At 62.4% G+C, this 12,485-nt stretch carries 11 protein-coding genes; 10 read left to right on the forward strand and 1 reads right to left on the reverse strand.

Going from position 1 to position 12,485, the window contains the following annotated elements; genetic code table 11:
* Nucleotides 1-40 precede the first annotated feature (40 nt).
* Nucleotides 41-1,246: an aminotransferase class V-fold PLP-dependent enzyme gene (locus BBI10_RS15660; protein ID WP_065989860.1), complete on the forward strand. Its 1,206-nt coding sequence runs from the start codon at nt 41-43 to the stop codon at nt 1,244-1,246.
* A complete protein-coding gene (locus tag BBI10_RS15665) occupies nt 1,243-1,647 on the forward strand; it encodes a SufE family protein (protein ID WP_065989862.1) in 405 nt (134 codons plus the stop codon). Before BBI10_RS15660 ends, BBI10_RS15665 begins: the two co-directional genes overlap by 4 nt.
* Before the next feature lie 17 nt (nt 1,648-1,664).
* Here BBI10_RS15665 and tcdA read toward each other — a convergent pair whose 3' ends face one another.
* Nucleotides 1,665-2,483 carry a tRNA cyclic N6-threonylcarbamoyladenosine(37) synthase TcdA gene (gene tcdA, locus BBI10_RS15670; RefSeq protein WP_065989864.1) on the reverse strand — a complete coding sequence of 273 codons (819 nt, stop codon included), beginning with the start codon at nt 2,481-2,483 and terminating at the stop codon, nt 1,665-1,667.
* 232 nt (nt 2,484-2,715) lie between these two features.
* Between tcdA and BBI10_RS15675 the strand changes: the two genes are divergently transcribed.
* The 8 genes from BBI10_RS15675 to BBI10_RS15710 all read left to right on the forward strand — a co-directional run bounded on the left by BBI10_RS15675 (nt 2,716) and on the right by BBI10_RS15710 (nt 12,203).
* Nucleotides 2,716-5,304: a glycosyltransferase family 2 protein gene (locus tag BBI10_RS15675; RefSeq protein WP_065989866.1), complete on the forward strand. Its 2,589-nt coding sequence runs from the start codon at nt 2,716-2,718 to the stop codon at nt 5,302-5,304.
* Nucleotides 5,305-5,407: 103 nt separating this feature from the next.
* The gene (dapE, locus tag BBI10_RS15680; protein WP_065989868.1) at nt 5,408-6,559 is read left to right on the forward strand and encodes a succinyl-diaminopimelate desuccinylase; all 1,152 of its coding nucleotides are present in this window, start codon (nt 5,408-5,410) and stop codon (nt 6,557-6,559) included.
* Nucleotides 6,559-7,368, forward strand: a complete 810-nt coding sequence (locus tag BBI10_RS15685) for a putative RNA methyltransferase (protein ID WP_065989870.1) — start codon at nt 6,559-6,561, stop codon at nt 7,366-7,368. Before dapE ends, BBI10_RS15685 begins: the two co-directional genes overlap by 1 nt.
* A gap of 65 nt (nt 7,369-7,433) precedes the next feature.
* Complete coding sequence (locus BBI10_RS15690; protein WP_065989871.1) at nt 7,434-7,811, forward strand: hypothetical protein; 378 nt, start codon at nt 7,434-7,436, stop codon at nt 7,809-7,811.
* Nucleotides 7,812-7,908: 97 nt separating this feature from the next.
* Nucleotides 7,909-10,401 (forward strand): glycerol-3-phosphate 1-O-acyltransferase PlsB, encoded by a 2,493-nt coding sequence (gene plsB / locus BBI10_RS15695; RefSeq protein WP_065989874.1) that lies wholly within the window; start codon nt 7,909-7,911, stop codon nt 10,399-10,401.
* Between the two features lie 48 nt (nt 10,402-10,449).
* Nucleotides 10,450-10,848 carry a YbaY family lipoprotein gene (locus BBI10_RS15700; protein ID WP_065989876.1) on the forward strand — a complete coding sequence of 133 codons (399 nt, stop codon included), beginning with the start codon at nt 10,450-10,452 and terminating at the stop codon, nt 10,846-10,848.
* 39 nt (nt 10,849-10,887) lie between these two features.
* Entirely contained in the window at nt 10,888-11,577 is a 690-nt protein-coding gene (locus BBI10_RS15705; protein ID WP_065989878.1) for a DUF4197 domain-containing protein, read from the forward strand.
* Entirely contained in the window at nt 11,574-12,203 is a 630-nt protein-coding gene (locus BBI10_RS15710) for a TetR/AcrR family transcriptional regulator (RefSeq protein ID WP_065989879.1), read from the forward strand. Before BBI10_RS15705 ends, BBI10_RS15710 begins: the two co-directional genes overlap by 4 nt.
* The last annotated feature ends 282 nt before the right edge of the window (nt 12,204-12,485 follow it).

Genomic DNA, 12,485 nt, shown 5'->3' on the forward strand with positions numbered 1-12,485 from the left:
TCCTTCAGGGGCCGAGCCCGCCTCAACGAGCGTGACTGATATGCCCCTCATTTCTCCCTGGCGCGCTGACTTTCCGGCCATCGACGCCCTGCAACGGCAAGGCCAGACCTACCTGGACAGCGCCGCCACCGCCCAAAAGCCCCAAGCCCTGATAGATGCCACGGTGCATTACTACGCCAATGGCGCGGCAAACGTGCATCGCGCCCAGCACCTGCCGGGCGCGATGGCAACACAGGCCTTCGAGGACACGCGGCGCAAGGCCGGCGAATGGCTGAATGCCGGCGCATCGGGGCAAATCGTTTTTACCCACGGCGCCACCTCCGCGTTCAACCTGCTCGCCTATGGCCTGGAGCACGTGTTTCAGGCCGGCGACGAGATTGTCATCAGCGCGCTGGAGCACCACGCCAATCTGTTGCCCTGGCAGCAACTGGCCCTGCGTCGCGACCTGAAGCTGGTGGTCCTGCCCGTCACCGAGGCGGGTGTGATTGATGTTGAGGCCGCCGCCGAACTCATCACTCCAGGCACCCGATTGCTGGCAGTCAGCCAGTTGTCCAACGTGCTCGGCACCTGGCAGCCGGTCCGGCAGCTCGTCGCGCTGGCCCAGGCACAGGGCGCGCTGACGGTGATTGACGGCGCCCAAGGCGTCGTCCATGGCCGACACGATGTGCAAGACATCGGCTGCGACTTCTATGTGTTTTCCAGCCACAAGCTCTATGGCCCGGACGGCGTGGGCGTGCTGTTCGGCCGACATCAGGCGCTGGCACAGTTGCAGCATTGGCAGTTCGGCGGCGAAATGGTCCTGCAGACCGGTTACCAGACGGCTACGTTTCGTCCTGCACCGCTGGGCTTCGAGGCGGGCACGCCGCCCATCAGCGCGGTGATCGGCCTCGGCGCGACGCTGGATTATCTCAACGCACTCAATCAATCCGCTGTCGCCGAATACGAAGCCCGCCTGCATGAGCGGCTGCGCGCCGGGCTGATGCTGCGCGACGGCGTAAGAGTGCTGGGCGATCCCCACGTGGCGCTGGTGAGTTTCATCGTCGAGGGCGTGCACAACGCCGATCTTGCGCACCTGCTGACCGAGCAAGGGGTTGCCGTTCGCGCCGGTCACCACTGCGCCATCCCGTTGATCAGTGGTTTAGGCCTCTCTGGCGCAATCCGCGTGTCGCTGGGGCTGTACAACGATTCCGATGATCTGGAGCGGTTTTTCATCGCACTGGATCAAGCGTTGGAGCTGTTGCGATGAGCCTGCCGTCCGATGCGCATGCGGCGCTGGAGACCTTCAACGGGTCATTGAGCTGGGAGCAGCGCGCACGGTTGCTGATGCAATGGGGTGATCGGCTGCCGCCCATGAGCGACGAAGAAAAAACCGACGAGCATCGGGTGGACGGCTGCGAGAGCAAGGTCTGGCTGATGGGCGACGTGATCGACGGGCACTGGCAGTTCCGCGCTGCCAGCGATGCGCGGTTGATTCGGGGGCTGGTGGCATTGCTGCTGGCTAGGGTCAACGGCCTGTCGTTGCAAGAACTGCAGCAGGTGGATCTGGTTGAGTGGTTCACGCAGTTGGGATTGACCCGTCAGCTGTCCCCCTCCCGCAGCAACGGGCTGAATGCCGTGTTGCAGAAGATGCGACAGCTGGCCGGCTGAGACCGCTTACCCAGCCGTCAGGCCGCAGGCTGCTCCTTGGTCCGCTCCGACGGGCGTCGCACGCCGGCGACGATTTTGTCCACGGCCTTGGTCGCGGCGACCATCCCGAACGTGGCGGTGACCATCATGACCGCGCCAAAACCACCCGCGCAGTCCAGCTTCACGCCGTCGCCGACGAAGCTTTTCTGGAGGCAAATGCTGCCGTCCGGTTTCGGGTAGCGCAGTTGCTCGGTGGAGAACACACACGGCACGCTGTAATGGCGGGTGACCGTGCGAGAAAAGCCGTAGTCCCGGCGCAGGGTCGAACGCACTTTGGACGCCAGCGGATCGTTGAATGTCCGGTTGAGGTCGCAGACCTGAATCAGGGTCGGGTCGATCTGCCCACCCGCGCCGCCGGTGGTAATGATCTGGATCTTGCGGCGCTTGCACCAGGCGATGAGTGCCGCTTTGGCGTTGACGCTGTCGATGCAATCGAGCACGCAATCGATGTCCGGCGTGATGTATTCGGCCATGGTCTCTCGGGTGACGAAGTCGGCGACGGCGTGGACCACGCAATCGGGATTGATCTCCCGCAGACGGTCGGCCATGACTTCGACCTTGGCGCGGCCAACGGTGCTGCTCAGGGCGTGCAACTGGCGGTTGCTGTTGCTGACGCACACGTCGTCCAGATCAAACAGGGAAATCTCGCCCACGCCACAGCGCGCCATGGCTTCCGCCGCCCAGGAACCCACGCCGCCGATGCCGACCACCGCCACGTGGGCCGCGCGCAGGCGTTCCAGGCCCTCGATGCCGTACAGGCGGGCGACGCCAGCGAAACGCGGATCTTCTGTGCTCATGACCAATACCCCAAAAAACCGGCGCGCATTATAGGCCCTGACAGCGATTCGCAAAGCGCTGAGTTGCAGGCGTTTGGTCTGAAAGTCAGCGCTTTCCCGGCAGGCCCGCAGAGAGCTGGCAACGTCGCACATGCGAGGCCGAACAGAACTTGAACACGTGTCGGTTGCCAAAGTTTCGGCCCGCTGTACCCTGTCACTCCTCCCCGTTCCCCTTTTGGAACCTGAAGCACCTATGTCATCGCGTAAATTTGGACTCAACCTCGTTGTCGTCGTGGCGATCGCTGCGCTGTTTACCGGCTTCTGGGCGCTGATCAACCGCCCCGTCACCGCCCCCAACTGGCCTGAACAGATCTCCGGCTTTTCCTATTCGCCTTTCCGGCTGGGACAGAATCCGCAGAGGGATCTCTACCCGTCCGACGAAGAAATGCGTCAGGACCTGGAGCTGATGAGCAAGCAGACGGACAACATCCGTATCTACTCGGTGGACGGCACGCTCAAGGACATCCCCAAGCTGGCCGAGGAGTTCGGCCTGCGGGTGACCCTCGGCATCTGGATCAGTCCGGACCTGGAGCGAAACGAGCGCGAAATCACCACGGCGATCGAACTGGCGAACACCTCGCGCAGCGTCGTTCGCGTGGTGGTCGGCAACGAAGCGCTGTACCGCGAAGAGATCAAACCCAAGGACCTGATGGCCGCCCTCGACCGCGTGCGCGCCGCCGTCAAAGTCCCGGTGACCACGTCCGAGCAGTGGCATATCTGGGAGAAGTACCCGGAACTGGCCAAGCACGTTGACCTGGTCGCCGCGCACATCCTGCCGTACTGGGAATACATCCCGATGGATAAGGCCGGGCAGTACGTGCTCGACCGCGCCCGCGAATTGAAACGCATGTTCCCGAAAAAACCGCTGCTGCTCTCTGAAGTCGGCTGGCCAAGCAACGGCCACATGCGTGGCGGTGCGGACGCCACCCAGGCGGATCAAGCGGTTTACCTGCGCACGCTGGTCAACAAGCTCAACCGTCAGGGCTTCAACTACTTCGTGATCGAGGCCTTCGACCAGCCGTGGAAAGCCAGCGACGAAGGCTCTGTCGGAGCGTATTGGGGCGTTTACAACGCTGCCCGCCAGCAGAAATTCAATTTCGAAGGCCCGGTCGTGGCGATCCCGCAGTGGCGCGTGCTCGCGATCGGCTCGGCGGTATTGGCGATGCTGGCCCTCGCCTTGCTGCTGATTGATGGCTCGGCGCTGCGTCAGCGTGGCCGGACATTCCTGACCTTCATCGCCTTCCTGTGCGGCTCGGTTCTGGTGTGGATCGGCTACGACTACAGTCAGCAATACAGCACCTGGTTCAGCCTGCTCGTAGGATTTTTACTGGCACTGGGCGCGTTCGGTGTTTTCATCGTGCTGCTGACCGAGGCGCACGAACTGGCCGAAGCGGTGTGGACGCACAAGCGCCGCCGCGAATTCCTGCCCGTTGAAGGGGATTCGGCCTACAGACCGAAAGTCTCTATCCACGTGCCCTGCTACAACGAGCCGCCGGAGATGGTCAAACAGACCCTCAACGCACTGGCCGCACTGGATTACCCGGATTTCGAGGTGTTGCTGATCGACAACAACACCAAGGACCCCGCCGTGTGGGAGCCGGTCAAGGCCCACTGCGAAATGCTCGGCCCGCGCTTCAAGTTTTTCCACGTCGCACCGCTGGCCGGGTTCAAGGGCGGCGCCCTCAACTACCTGATCCCGCACACCGCGCCGGACGCCGAAGTGATTGCCGTGATCGACTCGGACTACTGCGTTGATCGCAACTGGCTCAAGCACATGGTCCCGCACTTCGCCGATCCGAAAATCGCTGTAGTGCAGTCGCCCCAGGACTATCGCGACCAGCACGAAAGCGCGTTCAAGAAGCTCTGCTACTCCGAATACAAAGGCTTCTTCTACATCGGCATGGTGACCCGCAACGACCGCGACGCGATCATTCAGCACGGCACCATGACCATGACCCGTCGCTCGGTTCTGGAAGAACTGGGCTGGGCGGACTGGTGCATCTGCGAAGACGCCGAGCTGGGCCTGCGCGTGTTCGAAAAAGGCTATTCGGCGGCGTACGCCCACAACAGCTTCGGCAAGGGCCTGATGCCCGACACCTTCATCGACTTCAAAAAGCAGCGTTTCCGCTGGGCGTATGGCGCGATTCAGATCATCAAGCGTCACGCCGCCAGCCTGCTGCGCGGCAAAGACACCGAACTGACCCGTGGCCAGCGTTATCACTTCCTCGCGGGGTGGCTGCCGTGGGTGGCCGATGGCATGAACATCTTCTTCACGGTTGGCGCATTGCTCTGGTCGTCGGCGATGATCATCGTGCCCAACCGGGTTGACCCGCCGCTGCTGATTTTCGCGATCCCGCCGCTGGCGCTGTTCTTCTTCAAGGTTGGCAAGATCATCTTCCTTTACCGTCGCGCCGTGGGCGTGAACCTCACGGACGCGTTCTATGCGGCCCTCGCGGGGCTGGCGCTGTCTCACACCATCGCCAAAGCCGTGCTGTACGGGTTCTTCACCACCAGCATCCCGTTCTTCCGCACCCCGAAAAACGCCGAAAGCCATGGCTTGCTGGTGGCGATTTCCGAGGCCCGCGAAGAGCTGTTCATCATGCTGATGCTGTGGGGCGCCGCGCTGGGCATCTGTCTGGTGCAGGGCCTGCCAAGCAACGACATGCGCTTCTGGGTCATCATGCTGCTGGTGCAGTCGCTGCCGTACCTCGCGGCGCTGATCATGGCGTTTCTGTCTTCACTGCCAAAACCAAAACCGGCAGACGAACCCGCTACCGCCTGAAACAATGGGGCGCTGTACTAAACGGCGGCCTTCGGGTCGCCGTTTTGCTTTAAGCTATTCGCCGGTTTATCGCCTTGCCTTCACTCAATATCTCGGACTTTTCATGACAGCCCCAGCCGACCTCTCGCCCACGCTGCAACTCGCCTGCGACCTGATCCGTCGCCCATCCGTCACGCCACTGGACGCCGACTGCCAGGCCGTGATGATGAAACGCCTGAGCGATGCCGATTTTGCCCTGGAGCCTATGCGTATTCAGGATGTGGATAACTTCTGGGCCACCCACGGCAGCCAGGACGGTCCGGTGCTGTGTTTTGCCGGCCACACCGACGTCGTGCCGACCGGCCCGGTTCAGGCCTGGCAGAATGACCCGTTCAGCGCGCTGATCGACGAAGACGGCATGCTCTGCGGCCGTGGCGCGGCGGACATGAAAGGCAGCCTGGCGTCGATGATTGTCGCCACCGAGCGTTTCGTTGCCGACCACCCGAACCATAAGGGCAAGATTGCCTACCTGATCACCAGCGACGAAGAAGGCCCGGCCCACCACGGCACCAAAGCGGTGGTCGAGCGTCTGGCGGCGCGCAAGGAGCGTCTCGACTGGTGCATCGTCGGCGAACCGTCGAGCACGACGCTGGTGGGCGATGTGGTCAAGAACGGCCGTCGCGGCTCACTGGGCGCAACCCTCACCGTCAAAGGCATTCAGGGCCACGTCGCCTACCCGCATCTGGCGAAGAACCCTATTCATCTGGCAGCACCTGCGCTGGCCGAGCTGGCCGCCGAGCACTGGGACAACGGAAATGATTTCTTCCCGCCCACCAGCTTCCAGATCTCCAACCTGAATTCCGGCACCGGCGCGACCAACGTGATCCCGGGGGATCTGGTGGCGGTGTTCAATTTCCGCTTCTCCACCGAATCCACCGTCGAAGGCCTCAAGCAGCGCGTGGCCGCTATTCTCGACAAGCATGACCTGGACTGGCACGTGGAATGGGCGCTGTCCGGCCTGCCGTTCCTCACCGAACCGGGCGCGCTGCTGGACGCAGTGTCGGCGAGCATCAAACACGTCACCGGCCGCGACACCCGTGCGTCGACCAGCGGCGGCACGTCGGACGGTCGCTTCATCGCCACCCTCGGCACCCAAGTGGTTGAACTGGGGCCGGTCAATGCGACGATCCATCAGGTCAACGAACGCATCCTCGCCAGCGATCTCGACGTGCTGACCGAGATCTACTACCAGACTCTGGTCAAGTTGCTCGCCTGATGCTGACTTGCCCGATCTGCTCCGCCCCGCTCGATTCAGCGGATAACGGCGTCGTGTGCCCGGCCGGGCACCGCTTCGACCGCGCCCGTCAGGGGTACCTGAACCTGCTGCCCGTGCAGCACAAGAACAGCCGCGACCCTGGCGACAATCAGGCGATGGTCGAGGCGCGCCGCGACTTTCTCAACGCGGGGCATTACGCACCGGTGGCCAAACGGCTGGCAGAACTGGCTGCCGAGCGCGCCCCCGCGCATTGGCTCGACATCGGTTGCGGCGAGGGTTATTACACCGCGCAGATCGCCCAAGGCCTGCCCGACGCTGACGGCTATGCGCTGGACATCTCTCGCGAAGCGGTGAAGCGCGCCTGCAAACGCGACCCTAACATCACTTGGTTGATTGCCAGCATGGCGCGCGTGCCGTTGCCGGATGCGAGCATGCAGTTCATCGCCAGCGTGTTCAGCCCGCTCGACTGGGCCGAGGCCAAGCGTCTGCTGTCCCCGGGCGGCGGCCTGATGCGTGTAGGACCGACCAATGATCACCTGATGGAATTGCGCCAGCGCCTGTACGACGAAGTCCGCGATTACAGCGATGACAAGCACCTGGCGCTGGTGCCGGAAGGCATGAGCCTGCAGCACAGCGAAACCCTGCGCTTCACCCTGACACTGGTGGACGGCCAGGCCCGCGCCAATCTGCTCGCCATGACGCCCCACGGCTGGCGCGCCAGTGCCGAACGCCGCGCGAACGTTGTCGATCAGGCCGAGCCGTTCGAGGTTACGGTGTCCATGCGCTACGATTATTTCGTCCTGAATTGACGGCTTGAAGCACCCGAACAGACTGAATCCGCGAGTGGATTTTCCAGCACAACCAAGAGGCATCCATGCGCCAACCCGATATCGAGATTTACCTGAAAGACGCTGACGTCGACCACAAGGCAATCACCGCCTGGCTCACCGCAGACATCGGCCCTTGCACCGACTGGACACAGAAAGGCCAGACCTGGAAATGCCAAGCGGGCGACGTGCCCGTGACCTGGATTCCCAAGGCCGTCGGCAAGTGGAACAGCCTGTGCCTGGACAGCGACAAAACCCCGTGGGACGACGATATCGCCTGCGCCCGCGCCGCCTTCGCCACGTTGAAAGTCGAAGTGCGTTGCGCGCCGGGGACCTGGGTCGAGGAAGAGAGTGACGCCGAAGCCGATCAATGGATTCGCATCAGCGTTGATGGTGAAGAAGAAATCACCTGGCATACGTCCTGATACGTCATCCCGCCGGGCACCCGCGCCGCTTTGCCCATCCCCACCAGATACGGCAAACTGGCGGCCTCGCGGGCGTCGCCCCTCTCAGCAGAACTCTATGACCCGTTCCCCGTTTCGCCGTCTTGTATTCGGCACCGTGCGCCGCCTGCTTTACCTCTGGGTGCGCTCGGAGACGATCAACCAGTCGTCTTTCACCCTCAATCTCGACCGCAGCCGCCCGGTTTTCTACGCGCTGCAAAACCCTTCGATGAGCGACCTTGCCGTCCTCGACACCGAATGCCGCAAGGCCGGTCTGCCGCGCCCGGTGCTGTCCGTGGCGGTTGGCAATCTGACCGAGCCGGCTGCGTTTTTCTACCTGACGCCCGAGCCCGACTGGCTGGGCCGCCACGACAAACGCGGCGCGCCACCGACCCTTGAACGTCTGGTCGGCGCAGTCACGCAAAATGCCACGGAAGATGCGCAAATCATTCCGGTCAGCGTGTTCTGGGGCCAGTCCCCGGACAAGGAAGACAGCCCGTGGAAACTGCTGTTTGCCGATAGCTGGAAGGTGACCGGGCGTCTGCGTCGCTTCGTGACCATTCTGATCCTGGGCCGCAAAACCCGCGTGCAGTTCTCGGCGCCGGTTCATCTGCGTGAGCTGGTCGATCAGAACAAGGGTTACGAGCGGACGGTGCGCATGGCTCAACGCTTGCTGCGTGTGCATTTCCGCAACCTGAAGACCTCCGTCATCGGACCGGACCTTTCGCACCGTCGCCATCTGGTCAAAGGGCTGGTGGCGGATCCGCTGGTCAGGCAGGCCATTCTCGACGAGGCCGCCCGGGAGAAAATCACCGAAGCCAAGGCCCGGGAAAAAGCCCTGCACTACGGCAACGAAATCGCCTCGGACTACACCTACACCGCCATCCGTTTTCTGGAAGTGGTGCTGAGCTGGTTCTGGAACAAGATTTACGACGGCATCAAGGTCAGTCATCTGGAGGGCGTGCAGAACGTCGCCCAGGGCAACGAGATCATTTATGTGCCGTGCCACCGCAGCCACATCGACTACCTGCTGCTGTCCTACCTGCTGTTTCGGAATGGTCTGACCCCGCCGCACATTGCCGCCGGGATCAACCTCAACATGCCGGTGATCGGCGGCCTGTTGCGTCGCGGCGGCGCGTTTTTCATGCGCCGCACGTTCAAGGGCAACCCGCTGTACACCGCGGTGTTCAACGAGTACCTGCACACTCTGTTCACCAAAGGTTTCCCGGTGGAGTACTTCGTCGAAGGCGGACGTTCGCGCACCGGGCGCATGTTGCAGCCGAAGACCGGAATGCTGGCCATCACCTTGCGCAGCTTCCTGCGCAACTCGCGCATGCCCATCGTGTTCGTGCCGGTGTACATCGGTTACGAACGCGTGCTGGAAGGCCGGACCTACCTGGGCGAACTGCGCGGTGCGGCGAAGAAGAAAGAGTCCATCTTCGACATCTTCAAAGTCATCGGCGCGCTGAAGCAGCGCTTCGGCCAGGTCTCGGTCAACTTCGGTGAACCGATCAAGCTGACCGAGTTTCTCGACCATGAGCAGCCGGACTGGCGCACCCAGGAACTGGGCCCGGTGTTCAAACCGGCCTGGCTCAACGAGACCACCCACCGTCTGGGCGAGCGTGTCGCCCGCCACCTGAACGAAGCGGCGGCGATCAATCCGGTGAATCTGGTGGCGCTGGCGTTGCTGTCGACAGCCAAACACGCGCTGGACGATCAAGCCCTGGCGCGGGTGCTGGATCTGTACCTGACGCTGTTACGCACCGTGCCCTACTCGCCCCATACCACGCTGCCGGACGGCGATGGACGGGCGCTCATCGCGCACGTCAAAGGCATGAACCTGCTCTCGGAACTCAGCGATGCGCTGGGCAAGATTCTGTATCTGGACGAGCAGAACGCCGTCCTGATGACGTACTACCGCAACAACGTGCTGCACATCTTTGCGCTGCCCTCGTTGCTGGCCTGCTTCTTCCAGAGCTCGTCACGCATGAGCCGCGAACAGATTCTGCGGTATACGCGGGCGCTGTACCCGTACCTGCAATCGGAGCTGTTCATCCGCTGGTCGCTGGACGATCTGGACGAGGTCATTGATCAGTGGCTGGCGGCATTTGTCGAACAGGGCCTGCTGCGATTCGAGAACGGCGTGTACCTGCGCCCGGCGCCGAGCTCCCGCGCTTTTGTGATGCTGACGGTGCTGTCGCGGGCGATTGCCCAGACTTTGCAGCGTTTCTACATGGCCATCTCGCTGCTGCTCAACAGCGGCCAGCACACGCTCACCGCCCAAGGGCTCGAGGAGTTGTGCACGACGATGGCCCAGCGGCTGTCGATCCTGCACGGCCTGAATGCGCCGGAGTTTTTCGACAAGAGCCTGTTCCGGCATTTCATTCAGACGCTGCTGGATCAGGGCGTTCTGCGCACCGACGCGGCAGGCAAGTTGAGCTATCACGATATGTTGGGAGATCTGGCCGAAGGCGCCGCCAAGCGCGTATTGCCAGCGGAAATCAGGCTGTCTATCCGCCAGGTGGCGTTGCATCGCAGTGATGAAGTCATTGGGGACGCGCCGATCGCCTGAGCGACGACGCACGCCCTCTCACCTGTTTGACCTGACAAGGAGCATCACATGAAACATATCCTGCTCACCCTCATGACCACCGTGCTGGCCGCTTGCGCCCATACGCCGGACAACCTGCCGGGCTCGGTGGACGGCGAAGTGTTTTACCTGCAGCGCATGGCGCTTCCGCCAACCGCTACGCTGAAGGTCTCGCTGCAGGACGTGACGCTGGCAGACGCGCCCGCGCAGATCCTCGCCAGCCAGAACGGCCCGATCAAAGGCCAGGTGCCGCTGCCGTTTCACCTGACCTACGATCAGAAGCAGGTCCAGCCGGGTCACACTTACTCGGTCAGCGCACGCATCGAAGTGGACGGCAAGTTGCTGATGATCAGCACTGAATGCTACACGGTGGACCTGACGCTGGACGAAAAACCGCCCGTCAAAATTCGTTTGAGCCCGGCCCGTTGATCGGGCGTGGATCACAGACCGTTGAAAAGGACATTACTCATGTTGCGTCGCTCTCTCTCGTTCACTGGCGTGTGCGCCGGTCTGCTGTTGTCGGCCAGTGCCTTCGCGCTGTCGCTCAATGATCTGTCGCAATCGGACGCCACCGGCGGGTTGAAGGACGCCCTCACCCAGAGCACCCAGGTCGCCGTCAAGCAACTGGGCGTGCCCGGCGGATTTTCCAATAACAAGGATGTGCGCATCGAGCTGCCGGGCAGCCTGGGCAAGGTCGCCAAGAAGATGAAGCAGTTCGGCATGGGCGCGCAGGTCGACCAGCTGGAAACCAGCATGAACCAGGCGGCGGAAGCGGCGATGCCCCAGGCGCAGACGTTGCTGGTCGATGCCGTGAAGAAAATGAGTGTGTCCGACGCCAAGGCCATCCTCAGCGGCGGCAAGGACTCGGCCACCCAGTACCTGAGCACGTCCAGCCGCGAGCAGATCCGCGCCAAATTTCTGCCCATCGTCAAGCAGGCCACTGACAAAGTCGGGCTGGCGCAGAAATACAACGCCTTCGCCGGTCAGGCCGCGACGCTGGGCGTGCTGGACGCGAAGAGCTCGAACATCGAAGGCTACGTCACCGAGAAGGCGTTGAACGGCCTGTTCGAAATGATCGCCAAACAGGAAGAAAGCATCCGCGCCAACCCGGCAGCGGCGGCGACCGGTCTGGCGAAGAAAGTGTTCGGCGCGTTGTGAAGGCAAGCGCCCCCGCCGGACCCGGCCGCCCCAAGGATCTGGCCAAGCGCCAGGCCATTCTCGAAGCCGCCAAAAACCTGTTCATCCGCAACGGTTACGCCAACACCAGCATGGACGCCGTCGCCGCTGAGGCCGGGGTCTCCAAGCTCACCGTCTACAGCCACTTCACCGACAAGGAGACTTTGTTCTCCTGCGCAGTGGTTGCTCGCTGCGAGGAACAGGTGCCGGGGTTGTTCGTGGATGTGCCGGTTGATGAGCCCGTTGAAACAGTATTGCTGGGTATTGCCAGAGGGTTTCAAACGCTGATCAACAGCCCGGAGTCCATCGACCTGAACCGTTTGATCATCGCGTTGGGGCCTCAGGCATCATCGCTGACACAGGTGTTCTTCGAAGCAGGACCGCAGCGAGTCCTGCGCGAGCTGGAGCGGTTCCTTCGCAAGCTGAGCGGTAAAAACGGCCTGCATTTCGAATCGCCGCTTGATGCGGCGGGGCATTTTTTGAGTTTGATCAAAGGCGTGCATCATTTCAGGCTTCTCATCGGCACCGGGGAAATACCGGACGAGCGAGCTGCCGACCACCACGCCAGGGACGTGGTGGCGCTGTTCTTGAAAGCGTATCGGGTTTAAGGCTGTAGATTCGATGGCGCGCGCACCGGCCTATTCCCGGCTGAAGCCGGTCCCACTGAACGCAGAGCGTGCATCCGCGGATACTGGCGCCCGGCCAATATTGTGGGACCGGCTTTAGCCGGGAATGCGTCAGGCGTCACACCACAAATCTGATGGTGATCACACCGGCCTCTTCCCGGCTGAAGCCGGTCCTACTGAACGCAGAGCGTGCATCCGCGGATACTGGCGCCCGGCCAATATTGTGGGACCAGCTTTAGCCGGGAATGCGTCAGGCGTCACACC

It is taken from the genome of Pseudomonas graminis, assembly GCF_001705435.1.
Classification (GTDB): domain Bacteria; phylum Pseudomonadota; class Gammaproteobacteria; order Pseudomonadales; family Pseudomonadaceae; genus Aquipseudomonas; species Aquipseudomonas graminis_B.